Source organism: Paenibacillus sabinae T27 (assembly GCF_000612505.1).
GTDB lineage: Bacteria > Bacillota > Bacilli > Paenibacillales > Paenibacillaceae > Paenibacillus_AQ > Paenibacillus_AQ sabinae.
On record NZ_CP004078.1, the window covers coordinates 1027622 to 1045745 of the forward strand.

Annotated in this window: 8 protein-coding genes and 1 riboswitch; of the genes, 7 read left to right on the forward strand and 1 reads right to left on the reverse strand. The window is 59.5% G+C overall.

All coding sequences use genetic code 11. The features are described from left to right. Window positions 1–2: 2 nt before the first annotated feature. The 7 genes from PSAB_RS04630 to PSAB_RS24445 all read left to right on the forward strand — a co-directional run bounded on the left by PSAB_RS04630 (window position 3) and on the right by PSAB_RS24445 (window position 17383). Entirely contained in the window at window positions 3–3392 is a 3390-nt protein-coding gene (locus tag PSAB_RS04630) for a tubulin-like doman-containing protein (RefSeq protein ID WP_025333410.1), read from the forward strand. Window positions 3393–3396: 4 nt separating this feature from the next. Then, on the forward strand, window positions 3397–5874 hold the full coding sequence (locus PSAB_RS04635; protein WP_051529715.1) for a hypothetical protein: 2478 nt from the start codon (window positions 3397–3399) through the stop codon (window positions 5872–5874). Window positions 5875–5900: 26 nt separating this feature from the next. Then, window positions 5901–7196, forward strand: a complete 1296-nt coding sequence (locus PSAB_RS04640) for a vWA domain-containing protein (protein WP_025333412.1) — start codon at window positions 5901–5903, stop codon at window positions 7194–7196. A gap of 17 nt (window positions 7197–7213) precedes the next feature. Continuing rightward, window positions 7214–7855 (forward strand): hypothetical protein, encoded by a 642-nt coding sequence (locus tag PSAB_RS04645; protein WP_025333413.1) that lies wholly within the window; start codon window positions 7214–7216, stop codon window positions 7853–7855. Window positions 7856–8073: 218 nt separating this feature from the next. After that, window positions 8074–9330 (forward strand): hypothetical protein, encoded by a 1257-nt coding sequence (locus PSAB_RS04650; protein ID WP_025333414.1) that lies wholly within the window; start codon window positions 8074–8076, stop codon window positions 9328–9330. A gap of 3 nt (window positions 9331–9333) precedes the next feature. Continuing rightward, window positions 9334–12411 (forward strand): GAP1-N2 domain-containing protein, encoded by a 3078-nt coding sequence (locus PSAB_RS04655; RefSeq protein WP_025333415.1) that lies wholly within the window; start codon window positions 9334–9336, stop codon window positions 12409–12411. Window positions 12412–12503: 92 nt separating this feature from the next. Continuing rightward, window positions 12504–12698, forward strand: a riboswitch (cobalamin riboswitch). Window positions 12699–12871: 173 nt separating this feature from the next. Next, window positions 12872–17383, forward strand: coding sequence for an S-layer homology domain-containing protein (locus tag PSAB_RS24445; protein WP_025333416.1), 4512 nt, complete (start codon window positions 12872–12874; stop codon window positions 17381–17383). Between the two features lie 232 nt (window positions 17384–17615). On the opposite strand, the gene PSAB_RS25360 is transcribed toward PSAB_RS24445, so the two are convergent. Continuing rightward, window positions 17616–18062, reverse strand: coding sequence for a hypothetical protein (locus PSAB_RS25360; protein WP_038595559.1), 447 nt, complete (start codon window positions 18060–18062; stop codon window positions 17616–17618). Between the last annotated feature and the right edge of the window lie 62 nt (window positions 18063–18124).

The window sequence follows — 18124 nt, forward strand, 5'->3', positions numbered from 1 at the left end:
CCATGAAACCGGTCGTAAGAGAACATATTCAGCAGCTGGACGTATCGCTTGGCGGAGGCATCGTCAGCGACAAAATCAGAGTCGACACGATCGACAATCCGATTCTTATTATCGGTCTCGGCGGCACGGGCATCGATGCCCTGCTTCGGCTGAAATACCAGATCAACCGCCGCTTCAAGCTGCCGGAGGACCCGATTTCCAAGAAGAAGCGGGATAAGCCGGACAATGTCGAGTTCCTCGCTTTCGAGACGAACGAACAGGACCGCGGCAAGAAGTACAAAGGCATCGGCCTTGACCCGCAGAACGAATTCGTGCTGCTGGCCAACGCCGAGATCGGCGGGCTGCTGCAGAACCGCAGCATTCTCGACCCATACATTACGGAATGGCTGTCGCCCGAGCTCAGCATTACAGATGGCATGAACGGCGCCGCCGGGGTACGTCAGGCGGGAAGGCTGCTGCTGTTCACGAAGATCAATCAGGTCGTGGGCGCGATCGACAAGAAGATCAAGACGCTGTCTGTCGGCACGAACAAAAAGCTCATGGTCTTCCTGCTGACCGGATTGTCCGGCGGCACGGGAAGCGGCGCTTTTCTCGACATCGCCTATATTGTGCGTGGCATTATCGAGCGAGATTACGGCTCAGCCGGAATCGACCGGGTCAATACACTCGGGTATCTGTTTACGCCCGACGTGAACCTGTCGAACAAGAGCCTCAGCGAGCACACCCGCGAATACATCCGCAAGAACGGATACGCCGCGCTCAAGGAGCTGGACTACTGGATGAACGTGGACAGCCGGGGCGAGCGGTTCCGCCAGCAGTACGGCAATATTTTGACCGTCAATTCGCCGCTTCCTCCGTTCAATCTGTGCCACCTCATTTCGGCGACGAACACCGAGGGCAAGCTGCTGGAGAATGCATATGACTACTGCATGAACGTGACGGCGGAGAACATTACGAACTTTATGGCGAGCGAGGAGAAGCAGTCGGGCGAGGAATTCGCCATCCACGACTACATCAGCAACATCCGCACGAACATCGCGCAGATGCACAAGAGCTATCCCGCCAACTATGAATACAACATTATCGGAGCGTCTTCGGCGGTGCTGCCGATTGAAGAAATGACGACTTACCTGGCATACCGCCTCTTCGACAAAATGGAGAAAATGTTCCATCAGGCGCCGGGCCAGGAGGATGTCGAGAAAATAGCCCGCAAGCTCGGGATCGATCTGGAGAGCATGATCAAAGCTTTTGAAGCACGTGTGCCGGAGCCGCTGCCAGGCTTTGAGAACAGCGAGCGTCTGAGCCATTCCAACGTCATCAAACATCAGGTCGTCGATATGGACACCGAGCTTGAGCAGAGCTTCCTGTCGCGCGCAAGAGAAGAGTACATCAAGGTAAGAAAGCAGCTCCCGGGCGAAATCGTCGGACGGTTTGGCGAAGAGATGGAGCGGACGTTCCTGCATCCCGAGCAGGGGCCGTTCTATGTGTCGCGGCTGATCTTTACGGAAAAAGGCTTCTGCCTCCTGAAGCTGATCCAGTCCTACATTGAAGCGCTGCGGGAGAATCTGCTGCGTCTGCCGCGCGATATCGAGACGGCCCGGGAAGCGGCGGAGGATAAGCTGGGCGATGCGCGAAGCGCTTTTGTCTCGAAGGAAAAGAAGAAGAACGCCTATATCGACGCGAAAATCAACGAATACTGGCTGCATGCCGATGTAGACCGGACGGAGCGGATGATTGAGTTCTATGAGGATCTGTTCGAGCTGCTGAACGACGAGAACAGCCGGATTTACGGCGTGTTTACGGAAATTTTGAACGCGCTGAGCTCAATCTTCGCCAAGAACGGGCATATTCTCACAAGCGGCGAAGAACAGACGGATCACAGGGGCAACAAGACGTATTACTGGAACATTGTAAGCGTGCCGGACATTTCGCAGACGATCTCGAAGATTATGGATCAAAAAGACGGCGACGACCTGATCCGCGACTTTTCCCGGGAAATGCTGCGGAATTCCAGCCGCTGGGTCAGAGAACAGGAGATTGACGTCGTCCGCTCCATTTCCGAATTCCTCAGCGACAAGTTCGGGGATTTGATCACCCGGTCGATGGAGGATTTTCTCGTGATGAAATACGGCAGCGAAGAGCCGCTCGACAAGCTTGTGGAACGTACGATCGCCGGAAAGCTTGACGAGGAAGCCGTGCCGGTCTTCCACCTGAGCAACAGCTCGGGCAGCCTGCACTTCCCTTCGTGGGGCTTCGTGTCGGTGCCGGTGAAGGCGCCGGGCATCCTGAAGGGCATCCGCAACTACCAGAATAACGCGCTCGGCAAATCGCAGTTCACGGTTAAGGAGAGCGAGGTCAAGAACCGGATTTTCTGGCTGAATACGCGCAACGGGGTGCCGCTGTTCGTCTATACGCCGCTGCGGGTGTATGAAGAAAACTATGAGCGGACCATTCTGGACAAGGAAGGCATCGGTCGCCATCTGGTGCAGACCGAAAAGAATAACTGGACGTATCTGCCGTCGCCGATTCCGGAGCAGTCCTGGGGCGACACGTACAGCAACGCCAGAGTCAAGGAGTACAACGCAAGGGTGCGCGGAGAATTTGCCAAGGCGCTGGAGGCCGGAGTCATTACGGAAAAAGGTCTGGACGAGAACACCAGCAACCGCTATTCGGTCGTGTTCACAAAGCCCTTCGATATTGACGCGTTCCTGCGCGGATACGATCTTCAACTGGAAGCGCCGCGCCCGAATCTGGGCGAGGTGAAGAAAGCCGCCGACGAGCTGGGGAGGCTCCGTGAGAACGGGCTGGAGCGCGAGGGCGTGAAGGATATTTTCGGCAGCATCAACCGGGAGCTGGCGCAGGAGAATCTGATCCGTACGCCGCAGCTTACAGCAAGGTTGCGCGAGGAGCTGGTAAAATACGAAGCGCTCACCGCCAAAGCGGAAGAGCTGAACGCGGTGCTCCGCCAGTATCTGGACGAAGAAAAATGGATGGATCAGTTCCTGGAGGCTCTGTACACGGATACGATCGTGAAGAAGGGCGCGCTGTTCGTGTACGACAAGGACGAGGAAGAGGAGAGCTGGGAGCCGTTCGCCAACCTGATGAAGGAACGCAGCTATGTGGAATACGCGGTCTACCGCCATTTCCGGGCGCTGGACGAGAAGAGCCGCAGCGTGCTGCTGCGCAAAAGCGCGCGCCGCGCCGCGGAATTGACCGCGTCCGAGGATGTGTCTCCGCTGCTCTACAAGCTGGATAGCCTGTATGTGAGCGTCCTGGAGGCGCGGGACAGCCTCGAATACGAGCGGGTGGAGCATGCCGATGGCGACGAGATGTACGCCTTCTACAAAGGCATGACCGGAAAGCTTGGCAGCATCCGCAGAAAGTTGAAATAGGCCTATGATCAGATCGCTGGCAATGCGTTATGCGGCGGAGTACGCCGCCCGTGAGGACCGGCTGCAGGATCAGGGGGACGGGCGCAGCAGCATCCATTACCCCGCCCTGTTTCTGTTCGTAGGCGAGAAGGCCGCGCCCGCTATAGGCCCCGTGCTAGACAGCTGCCGCCGCAAATGGGACAACGCCGGCGGCGTTATGGCGCTGCACGCCGTTCCCGAAGGCGGGAAGGCGGAGCAATCCGCCGTCCCGCAAGGTGAACCGGCGTCCGGCGGCTTCGCATCCGAGAGCCCTGCTTCCGGGATTTCCTCCCGAAGCGGGGCTTCGGCACCGCTCTTGTCCGGCGGGCCGACTGACCGGCTCCGGACGATGACCCTTCCCCGGACCGAAGGGCGCGATCCCCGCACGGTCCGCCGGGACCTGTTCCTTGAGTTCCAAGGGGAACAGCGTTATCTCGCGGAGATGAACACCGCGCTGCGGCGCTTGACGGACAGCATGGCGGATTACGGCAGGCTGTATTCTTCCTTTGACGTCATCCATCTCTCCATCATCACTCGGGTCGACGACCCGCTTAATGTGCTGCTGCCGGAAATCACGCTGCTGACCCGTGCCGTGCTCGGCCAGTCGTTCAAATCGGTGCAGACCGATCTGTTCACGCTGATCAGTGAGCGGGAACAGGCTGAGAGCTTCGGGCTTTCCAGCTCGGCGGGAATGGCCTTCCTGCGCGAGCTGGAGGGCATGCAGTCGCCGGATTACGAACGTACCGCTCCGCTGCTCGTGACCGAGGACGGACTGTCCATTCCGGTCAGCCACGGTCCGGCGCCGCTGTTTGACCTTGTCTACGTCCTGTCGGACAAGAATGAGCGCGGCACGTCGCCGGCGGGCGGAATGGACGACAATTACGAAATCATTTCCCACATCAGTCTGCTGAAGAACGTGATGCGGCCCTCCGGCGACAGCCGGGACCAGGCCGGTTATAACAATATGGCGTTCAAAAGCGGGATCAGGGGCAGCACGGGCCGGCAGGGATACGCTTCCGCCGGCTTCTCCGGCGTCAAGCGGCCGAACCGGCAGATCGCCCTGGCCGTGCTGTACCATACGTTCCGCCGGATCACGGAGGAGATGTCCGGCGAGAGCCGTCTCGGCCCGCGCGAACGTCTCGAACGGCTCGGCTTAAGCCAAGGCAGCCTGCGGGAGCGGGCCAAGAAGCTGCTTCCGGACAAGGAGGGCATTCTCGAAATGACCGGCCTGATGAGTCATGGGCGCCCATCCTATAGTGAGCTGAAACGGCTGTCACTGCGCGAAGCGGAGGAACGGCTGTTTGGCAGAGGCGGCGAGGCTTACTTCAGCAGTAATTTCGCTTCGCCCGCGGCGAAGCGGCTGGAAGCCGCCGACCCGCTGCGGGAGTGGAAACCGCTGCTCGCCGCTCCGGAAGGGGGAAGCGAGGGAGTCACGTTCTTCCAGCTGGCGGAGTGGACCGCCGACCGGGACGATGCCGGCAGTCTGCTTTATGGGCTCCGCCAGCATATGGCCGGGCTCAGAGCCGCGATTGCCTTATCGCGTGAGGAGCTGGAGCTGCTGTACGGGGATAGCGTGGACCGGCTGCCCTTCTCCAAGGTGCCGCTTATGGACAAGCGGACGGTCCGGAACTTTATTCACTATCTGTTCGCAGAGGTGTACGGCGCCAAGTATGAACTGCTGCTGCTGGAGAACGAGCTTGCGCTGTGCCTCCGGCTCGAAGCCGCGCTGGAGTCGCTGCATTCGGCAAGCGTCAAGCGGGTGAAGGCGATGGAGCGGCTGGAGGAGGAGCTTAAAGCGGCAGCGCTGGACAGCATCGGCCGGGCGGAGGGCGATATCGGCCGGAATATTATGGAGTATTACCGCGCCGTGACGGATGAAGTGATCGGCGAGATCGAGTCCCGGCGCGGCCCCGGCGCCCTGCTGAGCGAGCGGTATATGGGAAGTGTTCCTGATCTGCTGGACCGGGGCGCCGAGGCGCTGCTGGAGCGGCTGATCGGAGTGTGCGTGCGGGAGATTCTGACGGCTGAGCCTTTCGCCCTTTCGTTCGAGGAGGAGCTTCTGCGGCGGGCAAATGTCGCGGCGGCGTACGACAACCGGGAGGTATTATCGAAGGAAGAGCTGTTCCGGCGCCTGTACCGGACGCTGGAAGAGGAAGCGGCCATCCATGTCCGTCTCTTCGAGTACACGCAGGAGCACCGGCATGAGGAAAAATATTTCTTCGGCGACAGCGGCTCGGAATTTCTGCGTTACGCGCTTTCGGCTGACGAGACGACGCGCATTTACCGGTTGGGCGTTGTGCATGAGCGGCGGCGCAGCGGCGTAGAGAAGCTGAATCTGATGGGCGGATTCCATCTGGAGGATCTGCTGTACTACCGCAATGGCCGGATTTATTATGAGACTTATATGAAGAACGGTTACGAGCTGCACGGCGTGGATGAGGAGTCGCTTCCCGCTCTGCGCTAGAGGCTTTCCGAAAGGATGATGAATCGATGCAGCGCAAATTGAATCTGCTTCTCCTCTTGTTCAGTCTGATCGGCGGAGCGGTCGCTTTTGTGATTGGCGAGCTGATGCTCGGCCGCCTGCTTGGAGACTGGCCGTCCATTCTGGTCGTCGGTCTGTACTTTGGCGTTGTGGCGCTTGGTGCGGGGCTCGGCTGTCTGCTGGCCGAGATGATTTCGCCCAGCCTGAACGGCTGGTCGTGGCGTCGGCGGTACCTTGGCTTGTCTTGGAAGCTGCTTCCGCTGTCCGTCGCCCTGCTGCTGGGCGCGGGGACGTTGATGGAGTTCGTATACGAACTCAATTTCGGCGGCCTGAGGCCAGTTAAGGATATCGTGATGGTCATCGATGATTCCGGCAGCATGGAGCAGAGCGACCCAGGCAACAGCCGCTATACGGCTGCGCGGGACCTAGTGATGCGGATGGACGGGGATAACAGGGTCGCGGTGCTGACATTCAGCGACCAGGCGGCGGTCGTTCAGCCGCTGACTTCGCTTGGGAAGGCTGGGAACCGGGAGCAGGTGACGACTGCGATTAACACTCTGCGGACGACCCAGGGCGGAACGAATCTTAGCGGGGCGCTGTCGGAGGCGCTGAACGTCATTAACGGCGACAGTTCCTCCGGACGGGGAGCGATGGTCATTCTGCTGTCGGACGGGGTAAGCCGGCTGGACACCTCTACGGAGCTCCGCGATTACGTGGACCGCGGGATTGCGGTTAACACGATCGGCCTCAGTATCAGCGATCCTTCCGGCCCAGCCCTGCTGAAGGCCATCGCCGGGACGACCGGCGGGCAATATTACGATGTCGCTGACGCGAACCGTCTGGCCGATATCTTCCGCCAGATTTACGACCGTCTCGGCGACCGGACGCTGCTTACAGAGCGGACGGATAACACGCAGAACAGCCCTTATTACGCGGCACTGCGCGTTCTGTCGCTGGTATTGATCGGGGCTGCGCTCGGACTCGGGCTCGGCATTGTCTTCGACAACCGCCATCTGGCCAAAAGCTTTGGCCTCGGCGGCATCGTGTCCGGCCTGCTGGCCGGGCTCACGCTGGAATTCGGCCTCGGCGGACACGCCTTCGTAAACGCGATGGTGCGGCTGCTGGCCGTGCTGCTGCTGGCCGGAGTGATCGCGCTGTTCACCGCGGTCGTTCCGGTGGGAGAAGGTCGGCTGACCCGCCGGGGACACGGAGCGAAGCAGCCGTCCCGGCGTCCGTCACAGGGTTATTCACCCCGCGGGAACCGGAGCAGCAAAGGCTTCCGTACCGCTGACAAAGATCACTAGGAAAGGGGCTGCGGCCTATGAGATATATCGAGCATTCACCGGACCTGCCGGGCATCACGGATATCATCTCGCGCGTGGAGGAGCGGACCTGCACGCTCCGGTGGCGCTGGCCCGAAGGCCTGCAGGCCGTCTATATCCATAAAGGCCCGGGGGGCGGAGATCACCTGGAAGAGGACAGCTGCCCGCCCGGAGGCCTGAAGCTGTACACGCGTGAAGAATACAAGGCGAATGGCGGCTATCACGACCGGCTGGAGGAGATCGGTCTGGTGGTCTACACCGTGCTTGCCCGCGTGACGGAGAACGGAGAGACGCTGCTGGTCCGGCAGCGTGACGGCGCGAACCTTGCGACCGTCAGCGCGGGCAAGGCGCTCATCCGATACGCGATTCACGCCAAACGGGGCTTGTTCCGCAAGGAGCAGACCGTACATATGACGATTACGGCGGAAGTTCCCGTCGGCCGGGAAGTGCTGTGCTATGTCAAGAAGCACGGCGGTTATCCGGCCGACAAAGAGGATGGCATTCTTTTTCCGTTCGTGCAGGATTTCGCGCCGGGCCGCAACGCCCTTCCGCCGATTGAGATCGGCAGGGACGACCGGATCCGCATCTTTTTTACCGATGGGCCGAAGTACGGCCGCTACTATGAACTGGTGCCGGAATGAGACCGGGCGCGAAGGCCTGCACAATTGATACAGCAGAGAGCTTCAGGTGAGGTACACGGAGGAAGGTTTAGAACCGAATCGCCCGGGTGCAAGCTAAGCCCGATTACCTGTTCTGCTATTTTTAACGGCGTTTATTATTTTGACTTCTATTTCTACGAGAAACGTACCTGCGTCTTAAAAAGACGCCGTCAGGAGTTTCTTCTTGGGAGGATGAGCATATGTCTTTTTTCAGCCGCTTTTTGAAGAAGAACCAGCCGCAGCCGCGGCCGCTTTTTTACGATATCGTATGTCCGTACTGCTTCAGCAAATTCGACCCGTCGGAAGTGCTCTTCCGGGCCATGCACAGCCGGGAGGACGACGAGGATTACGCGCTGGGCGAGGATGATGAGCTCAATAAATACCGCGAGCGGTTCGGGCTCGATTCGGTGGACGATCTTGAAGCGATTATTCGGCCGTCCGACATTCCGGAGGAGCATCATCATTATACGGATCATGTGCTGACTGGGCTGACCGACCGCTACGGGGTGCTTACGCGGAGACGTCTCTGCCCTCACTGCCACAACGAGCTGCCGGTCACGGCGGGAAAGGTGCCAAGCAATATCATCTCCATTATCGGCGCTTCCCAGGTCGGCAAATCGGTCTACATGACCTCGCTCATCCACACGCTGCAGCATACGACCGCCGGCCACTTCGAGGCCGCCTGCATGCCGCTGAACGCCGAAATCAGCCGCAAATTCCGCAGTCTGTACGAGGACCCGCTGTTCGAGCGAGGTGATTTGCTGTCTTCGACCCAGAAAGAGAAGATGCAGGAGCCGTTTATTTTTCAATTCGTGTTCAAAAATGAGGACAAGCCGCCGCTGACGCTCGTCTTCTTCGATGTCGCGGGCGAGGGCATGGTCGATCAGGACTACCTCGGGCTGCACGGCCAGCATATCAAAAATTCGGCGGGCATCCTGTTCATGGTCGATCCGCTGCAAATCCGCTCCATCCGCGAAAAAATCCGCATCAATATCGGCGACCGCCCCGGCGAATGGGTCTCGCAGTACGATGAGCCGCGCGATGTGGTGCTGACGCTTTTCGGCGATTTTATCGCCTATCAGGAGAAGAGCAAGACCGACATTCCGACCGCCGTTGTGCTGGCCAAGAGCGACATGCTGCACTCGCTGAAGGACGAGGACGGGGATTACATCAAGGCCAACAGCAATGTATTCAACAATTACGTGCACCGCGGGACGCTGAATCTGGACGAGGTCGGCAATATCGACGGCGAAATCAGCCGTTTTATCGGAAAAGTGGACCGTCCGTTCAAGGATACGATGGATGTCTATTTCTCCAATACCGCCTATTTCGCGGTTTCGGCGCTTGGCAGCAATCCCGTCGATCAGAAAATCGAAGGCGTCGTCAGCCCCATCCGGGTGGATGAGCCGTTCCTGTGGCTGCTGCACAAGCTGAAGTTCATCGAAGGGAGCGATTAAACGGTGAGCATTCATTCGGAAGCCGGCGTCGCCCAGCAGATGTATACGCGGCAGCGGCGCGGCGTTTTCCGCTCCACGGAGGGCTTTGACACGGTGGCGAAGTCAGAGAGTCTGGACAATAATTTCGTCAAAAAAATCCTTCACCCGTTCTGCCTGTACGACGCTCCGGCGGAGCTGGCGGCCAGAGGCGAGAAGGACGAGTCGCAGTATCCGCCCGCACTTCATCTGTTTCATCCGGACAGCGGGGAGACCGTGCTTGGACAAAGCGTCTTCCAGGCGGCGGATTTCACGGGGCTGCGCAGCGCCTTTTTCACCCATAATTATGTGCTTCCCGCCTCCCGGGCCGAAGAAATCGTGCGGGATTACGGTGACTATCTGCATGCGGATTTTGCCGAGGGATTCAGCGGAGAACCGGGAGAACCCCTGCCGGAGCTAGGCGGCATCCCGGTGTCACGGCGAAACCGTCCCCGCCCGGCGGACGTTCTGAAATCGCTTGGCGTCGACAGAGCAATCTTTAACAATCTGCTGCAGGCGATCATGCAGTCGGTGTCCGGCAAAAAGAAAATGTATATATCGCTGAACGTCCCCGTGAGTGAACTGTCGGCGCGGGCGGCCGATCTGACCGAGGTGCTCCTCGGCTGTCTCCCCCTCGAATTCCGCCGCAGACTCGGTGTCATCACGTATGCAAAAGAGCCCCAGAGCCGTAAATACATCCACCTGACGTTTGTGGAGAACGGCTCGCTGCGTCCCGGTGACCGGGCGATCGAGAAGGACTTTATTTTTGATCTTGCCGCCGGACGGATAATGAACGCCGATTTCCCGGCCTCGTCCCAGCCGTTCCTTGAGCTCGCTTGGGAGCTGCTGCTGCGCGGGAAAGGGGCTGCGGACGATTTTGCCGGGTTCGCTGACATGATGCTGGGAGGCGAGCCTGCGGAACGGAAGCTGTCACTGGCGGCTTATAACGAGCTGGCGGTTTTTTACCGGATCGAGCAGGGAGACGAGGCGTTATACCGGGAGAACAAAAGCGCCGTCCTGAACGGGCTGCTCAGCTATCTGGGCGGAGAAGGGGCGCTGGAGTCGAAAATCCGGCTGAACGACCTGTTTCTGGAGCGCTTCGACCGCGAATTCGACGCCGTCCGGCAGAAGGCGATACCGGAGACGGCCGTTCTGGAGAGCTTCCGGGATTATTTTTCGCTGAAGGGCCATAATTACCGGACGCGGATCGTCGATTACTTTATTAACGGGATGCTGAACGCGCAAAATGCCGGCCGCACGGATTCTCTGGAGGAAGCGTTTGGCGTAGTTGAGAGCGGCGGGGAGCTGGCTGCCGCCTTTTTCCGCAAGCTGCTGACGACCCCGGTCTTTGCGCGTCTTCTGTTCCAGCCCTATGTGGAATCCCGGCTGGCGTCGGCCGCGAACGCCGCGGGGCTGCTGGAGTGGATAGGGCATTGGGACCGGTTCATGCCTGAAGCGCTGCGTCAACCGGCTGTCCATGACGCGCTGCTCGATTATTTGCCGGAGAAGCTGGAGCGGGAGCGTGATCCGGTGGGAGCCGTGGCGGCGATCCATAGCCGCATTGAACAAGCAGAGAAGGACCGCCGCCGGAGAGCAGGCATCCGCCCCGAAGCGCTGGCGCTCCAGAAGGAGCTGGCCGCCGCGGCCGACCGGTATTTGCTGGAGCGGCTGTCGATTGAAGATATTACGCAGGAGCAGCTGCTGGAGCTGTCATTTGTCCGCTACGCCCTCGATATGGGCGAATGGGACCCGCCGCTTGACCTGCACAGCAGGCGGAAGGCGAATGTACTGCGCACGGCGTACCGCTGGTTCGGGGAGGAGAACCCGGACGAGCATATTTTTGACGGCCTGTCTCCGCAGGAACTGGACGATGTGCAGCTTCTGGGACGACGCTGGATGAAAGAGAGCCCCGGAGCCGAGCCTTTTGCCCGCCTGCCGCTGGCCTTCTACCACAGCAGCGCCCGCGAGGGAGGGCCGCTCGAGTATGATGCGCTGCTGGAGCATGTCCGGAGGAAGGAGGAAGGCGGCAAGGAAGCGGTCTACCGTTTTCTGGCCTGGTCGCAGGACAATCCGCTGTTCACCATTTCCTCAAGGAAGCTCCAGCCGGGCTACCGGCGGGCGATTTTAAAGTATTTCGCCAGCCATGACCGTGAAGCGTTCAAGAGCCGCGAATTCCGAAAAACATATATGGCCCCGGCGGGACCCGCGCTGCAAAACGTATATGGAGAGGCCCGGGGGCAAGCGGCCTCGCCGCTGGCCAAGTGGGTGCGCCGCCGCCGGTTTCAGCTGATGATCTTCGGCGCGGCCGTTATCGTTCTGCTGGTTGCAGGCGCCCTTGCGGCCCGCCTATTGAAGGGCGGCGGAGACGAAGCGACTCCGGCCGCCTCGCCGCAGCCTTCGCCGACGCAGTCTGCGGCTGGCGCGGGCTATCTCGAAGCCGCCGCCTATCTTGAGCGCGGCGGGGGCGGAGGCTCGCTGCTGTTCGCCTTCGCCTCCCCGGACGCCTGCCGCGAGTTTAATCCGGCGGAGATTGAGGTGGATGCCGGTACCGGCCAGGCTGAAGTGTATAAAGTGGACAGCCTGGTCCATGACTGCGGGCTGCCGGGATCGGCAAGCCCTTCGAATGCCGGTGGAGCAGCGGGTTCCGCCGGCGCTGCCGGTTCGGGAGCGGCGGCCTCCGGTGGGGGAACAGCTGGAAACGCCGGCAGCGGCCAAGGCCAGGCGGACACGGTGTCCGCCGATGAGAGCAAGGCCGCCGGGGATTCGCTCTCGGCCTCGGCCGGCCCATCGGCAGCTACCGGCGGGACCGTTCCTGCAAGCTCGCCGTCGCCGCCTGGAGAGCCAGCCGCCGGGTCAAGCATTGCGGACTCCCCGGCACCGGGTTCATCCGGCGGGAGCGGAGGATCTTCCGCTGTCGCACCTAACCAGGTGAAGGTAACGCTCGTTTCCGCCCCTAAGCTGACGGCCGGCAGCACGGTGAAAGCCGAAGACTATACGCTGGTCCTTATGGAAGCTCCGCAGGCGGCTCCATCCCCTTCGGCAAGCGCGAGTTCTCCGGCGGAATAGCGGAGAATTTACGCGTTCAATTTCATGGCTTAATGGCTTTTCATGTATGGACAACCCTTGTGATAACCGATATGATAAAGATTGTCAAAATTTAATATAGTCTTAAAAAAGGTGCAGGCCGATTACAAGCCTGCTTAAAAGGGAAGCCGGTTGGAATCCGGCGCGGTCCCGCCACTGTATATGCGGAGCGCTCCTCTGAAACAAGCCACTGTTCAAGGCGAACGGGAAGGCCGGAGGGGAGGCGATGAGGCATAAGCCAGGAGACCTGCCTTTTTTCAGTCAAGGTTCAGTGTCCTTCGGGGGGTGAGGGCATCTGGCATTTACGCGCGGCCGATGCCGGGAGTGGCTTATACAGCATGGATTCCCGGCTCGTTTTTCCGAAAGACCGTCCCTCCGGGGCGGTCTTTTTTTATGGTTTCGGAAGACTCCCATAATACTCAAGAGAGAAAGAGGTTGAAGAATGAAGAGCAGGATTTCTTCCAGAATTCTGGCGCTGGGAATGGCATTATTGATGATTTTTTCCTTGCTGGGCGTGTCCTTTGCACCGGCGGGGCATGCGCTTGCCGAGGCAGCGGATTCCCAGGGGGCGGGGACTGCAGATACCGGAGCAGCAGCGGGTGCGGCCGTGGCCCAGTCGATCGGCGTAACCGATGCCGTGTATTCCGCGGCAGAGTCCATTTTGAAGCAGGGGGTAGTCTCGGAATGGCAGGCGATCGGCTTGGCTCAAGCCGGTTACAAAGTGCCGGATTCCTACACTGCCGCACTTAAACAAAAGGTAGAAAAGGAGAAAGGAGTCTTTTCCGCCGTTACCGACTATGCCAGATACGCTTTGGCGGCTAAAGCGGTCGGAGAAGATCCTGCAAATATTGCAGGTTATAATCTGATCGAGCCGATCTACAGCAGCAGCGGCATCACCGGACAAAGTCTAAACAACGCTGTCTATGGCTTGATCGCGCTGGATTCCGGCAGCTATACGGTGCCGTCCGATGCGAATTGGACCCGCGACAAGCTGGTTCAGCACATTCTTTCCAGTCAAAACGGTGACGGAGGCTTTGCCCTTACCGGCGGAGGTCTGAGCGAGCCCGACCTTACGGGAATGGCTCTGGTTGCCCTGGCCCCTTACAAGAGTGATCCGGCTGTTGCGACAGCCGGGCAAAGAGCGGTGCAGTGGCTGTCCGCTCAGCAGAATACGGCTCACGGAGGCTATGGAGAGAGCAGCGAGAGCGTCTCGCAGGCCATTATCGGCCTGACCGCGTACGGTATCAATCCGGCCGGCGCAGACTTCACCAAGAACGGCAGCAATCTGATCAGCCGTCTGATGAGCTTCCGTACGGCAGATGGGGCCTTTACCCACCTGTTGTCCGGCGGCGGCGACGCTTTTGCCACGGAGCAGGCACTGCAGGCGCTGACCGCCTACAACCTGTTCACGGCCGGCGGCGACAGCAATCTGTATAATTTTATCGCGAACCCTCCGGCGGCACACCCGCTTGTCCGGGTGTCCGTAGCGATCGAGGGGCCAACGGCATCCTTGGGCGAGGGCAGCGTGTACGGAAGCAGCGCACTGGATGCGCTGAACAAGCTGGCGGATACCAAAGGGATTGCGGTTGTCAGCAAAATGACCGCGTATGGCGCGTATATCAGCGAAATAGCTGGCGTCAAGGAGAAAAAGTATGGTGGCTATGACGGCTGGATGTACATCGTTCAGCGCGGCGGCCAGTGGGTCAGCGGTTATACCGCGATTAATGACTTTGCGCTTCAGGACGGAGACCGGCTCTATGTCTATTATGGAGACTACGGTGTCACACAGCTGGTGGATTCCGTAACGCTATCGCCGGTTACGCCGAAAGAAGGCAAAGCTCTTGAAGTAACGGTTCATAAAAAATCCTGGGACTTTAACGGAAATCCCATCATCGCGGCGGCTTCCGGAGTTACCGTCTCCATCGGCGGCAAAACAGCCGCTACGAACGATCAGGGAGTCGCCTCGTTCGGAACGGATCTGACGCCTGGAACGCAGGCGCTCCAAATTACCGGCTACCAGGACAATGCCGCGCCGACAGTCGTGCGTTACACCGGGACGGTTACGGTTCTGCCGAAGGAAGTGCCGGTGTCTTTGGCAGTAGAAGGACCACAGGGAACGATTATGGAAGGCTCCATAAACGGGTCAGTAGCGCTTGAGGCTCTTCAAAGACTGGCCGATGCGACTCATACCGCGCTCGATATCACGCAATCTTCATTTGGAAGCTTTATCAGCGGTATCGGCGGAATCACCGGCGACATGAACAACTGGTGGTCATTTGTCGTTCAACGCGGGGGCGAATGGATTTATCCGAGCGTCGGATTAGGCGACTTTGAGCTTCAGGCTTCGGATAAGGTGCTGGTCTATTATGGAGGCTACTCCACCCAGGTTGTCCACTCTGTGGAGCTGTCACCTTCGCAGCTGCAGCCGGGGCAGGCTTTTACGGTTAAAGTCAATCGGGTTCAATGGGTATGGAGTGAAAAAACCTTCAGCTCCGAACCTGATATTTCATTGGCTGCCGGTGTGAAAGTAAGCATCGGAGGACAGACGGCGATAACGAATGACCAGGGCGTCGCTTCCTTCGGCGGCCTGTCCGCCGGCAGCTATACAATCGAAGTGACCGGTTATCAGGCGGGCGCAGCGCCAAGCGTGGTGCGGTATAAACAGCCGGCAGCCATTGCCGCCCCTCCGGCGGTTTCCAGGGCAACTCTTTCCGTTGTCGGCGACAGCGTAAAAGGAACGATTCTGCCAAGCACCTCCTTTGCTTTAAGCGCCGGGGACAGTCCTTACAGTCTTCTTGTCCGCGCACTGGGCGGCAAAGTAGAATCGCGGCCAATTTCGGGAAGCGAATATGTCTATTCGATCGACGGTCTGGCCGAATTTGACCGGGGCGGTGAGAGCGGATGGAAATATTTTGTCAATGGAAACGAACCGCCGTTCGGCGCGGATAAGTATGTGCTGAAGGACGGAGACGATGTGCTGTGGAAGTATGTGACCTCTGTGACGGAAACATCTTCCGGCGGCCCTTCGGGTACAAAAGATCCGGCAGCTTCGGGTGTGTCGATCACTTCCGCCAATACTCTGCCGCTGAATCAGGTTGGCGCGACAACAGCGGTCAGCGGCACGCCGATGACTTCTGAGAAGTCCGCCGAGCTCGCCAAGACACTGACGGCGAACAGTGTATCCTTTGCGCAGCTGGCTACATCGGCGGGAGCTGCCTTGAAGGATGCGGCCGGAGAGGTGCAGCTGCAAATTCCGGCGGGAGCGGTGGAAGGCATCGCGATTACCATCGGCGTGCAGGAGCAGCCTTCGTCCCGGCCGGAGCTGGTATCGGGCATGTACGAGTTCACGCCAAACGGAACGAAATTTGCCAAGCCTACGGATTTGTCCATCCAGTTTCCTGTAGGTACACGCAACCCGCAAAATCTGGCGCTGGCCTGGCTGGATGAAAAGACGAATCAATGGATTCCGGTTCCAGCCGCTCTGGATCTGTCGACGGGAACGATTACCGGCAAAGTAAGCCATTTTACCAAATATGCCGTAGTCGACCGCAGCAAATGGGAGGCTTCCGGAAATGAAGTGAAAGCCGACATTTCGGCGGCGGCCAAATGGATTCTGTCGACAGGAGAGCTTAGCGACTGGCAGGCCTTCGGCCTGGTCCGCTCCGGCAACGCGCTTCCGGCAGGTTATCTGGCAAGTGTGCTGAAGCAAATTGCGGAGAGCAAGGGCGAATTCCGCAAAGTGACCGATTACGAACGGCTGGCGCTGTCCATTGCTGCCGCAGGCGGAGACCCGAGAAATGCGGCGGGCTATGACCTGACCGCCAAGATTTACAATAACGGAAATCTCACGAACCAGGGCAGCAACGGACCGATCTTTGCGCTTCTTGCGCTGGACAGCGGAAACTATTCCGTTCCGGCGAGCGTGGTCTGGACCAGAGCCAAGCTGGTGAAATGGATTACGGATATCCAGAACACGGATGGTGGATTCCCGCTTACGGACAACGGGGAGAGTAACGTGGATCTGACCGCGATGGCGGTCGCCGCGCTGTCCGCGCATAAGGAAGAAGCCGGAGTGCAGGCAGCCATTGACAAAGCGGTCGCCTGGCTGTCGGCGCAGCAGCTCGAAGACGGCGGCTATAAGCTGTCCGGCGAAGAGAACAGCGAGAGCGTGTCGCAGGTCATCATCGCCCTTTCCGCAGCGGATATCGGACCGGGGGATGCCCGGTTTGTCAAAGCGAAGGGAAGTCTGCTGAGCAATCTGGCAACGTTCAAGCGCAGCGACGGCGGGTATGCGCATACGGTGAGTGGCGGCAGCAGCGGACTGGCGACCGAGCAGGCGCTGCTGGCTCTGACGGCATACGATCTGTATCTGAACGGACAAGGCAAGCTCTACCGTCTGGCCGATGCCCCGGCTGTGGCTCCAGTCGTATTCGCTGACGAGAAGCAAATCTCGGCATGGGCGCTGTCGTCGGTGCATCAAGCCTTTGACCAAAAGCTGATGGAAGGCGTCGGCGGCTCGAAGCCCGCGTTCGCTCCGAAAGCGGCGATTACCCGAGCTCAGCTTGCAGCTCTGCTTGTAAGGCTGACAGGCAACGCGCCTGGTGCCGCATCCGCCGTTTCCGGCTTTGGCGACGTCAAAGCCGAATCATGGTATTATGGATATGTTATGAAAGCGAAAGAGCTTGGCATCATCGGCGGGGTAACGGCAACCTCGTTCAAGCCGAACCAGCCGGTCAACCGTCAGGATATGGCGGTGATGATTGCGAGAGCCTATAAGCTGTCGCCTTCGTCCAAAGCCTTCTTCAATGACGGCGCCGCAATCGGCAGCTACGCGATTGACGCTGTGAACGCGGTAACCGAGAAGGGGTACATGACCGGATTTGGCGGCTCGTTTGATCCGTCTGGTGCCGTAACGCGGGAAATGGCGGCTGTTGTGGCCGTCCGGCTGCCTTAGCCTTAGTCTGCTGGAGCGTTCGCTTTAAGCGGCAGGACGCTCCAATTGTCTGCGGGAGCAGTACCTTGCGCTCGATCCGCAGCGTCGCTCGATCGGCAGCGTAAGAAAAGGGCCCGATCTCAGGTAACCCGATGGTACAAGCAGGAAAACGTCCCCTTTATTTTTGCTAAAAGGATGTTTACGGTTAATCGAACTGGAAAAACTCCGGTTAATCGGCCGGTTTTCCTTTGTTTCAGGCCAATCCCCCTGATTTAGATGGAGATTTTCCCGTTTGATCTTGCCGGCGGCCCTTATACGGATGGATAAGCGGGAGAATTTCCGCTTTGCCCATTCCGAATGGAATCATAGAAGCTTTAATACAATGAACGGGGGCGCTCTGCTGCCCTCGTTCTTTCCCTTTAGACGGAGGTGTTCCCATCTTGAAGTTCATCCGAACAGCGGGCGCCGGTTCCTTGGCGCCCCTTCTGCTCGCAGCCGCGCTGCTGCTGCCCGGCTGCGAGCCGGGCACAGACGAGGCGGCGGTGTCCCCGCCGCCAAGCACCGCCGGAGGCGGCGCAGCCCCGGCTTCGGCTTCGCCCGAAGCCGCCAAGGGCACGCCCGGCGCAAGTCCCGCGCCGGGCACGGCAGCAGCGGCGACTGCATCCGCCGCTGGGCCAAGCACGGCCGGGCTCGCCGGCACGGCCCGGCCACAGGCTCCCGGCGCTTCGCAGCCGCCGGGAGATCACGCCGCCGCGCCGTCGG

Excerpts from the sequence above, each read along its gene's own strand:
- PSAB_RS04650 (WP_025333414.1), top strand. The coding sequence starts at position 8,074 with ATGTCTTTTTTCAGCCGCTTTTTGAAGAAGAACCAGCCGCAGCCGCGG.
- PSAB_RS04630 (WP_025333410.1), top strand. The coding sequence starts at position 3 with ATGAAACCGGTCGTAAGAGAACATATTCAGCAGCTGGACGTATCGCTT.
- PSAB_RS04635 (WP_051529715.1), top strand. The coding sequence starts at position 3,397 with ATGATCAGATCGCTGGCAATGCGTTATGCGGCGGAGTACGCCGCCCGT.
- PSAB_RS04640 (WP_025333412.1), top strand. The coding sequence starts at position 5,901 with ATGCAGCGCAAATTGAATCTGCTTCTCCTCTTGTTCAGTCTGATCGGC.
- PSAB_RS24445 (WP_025333416.1), top strand. The coding sequence starts at position 12,872 with ATGAAGAGCAGGATTTCTTCCAGAATTCTGGCGCTGGGAATGGCATTA.
- PSAB_RS04645 (WP_025333413.1), top strand. The coding sequence starts at position 7,214 with ATGAGATATATCGAGCATTCACCGGACCTGCCGGGCATCACGGATATC.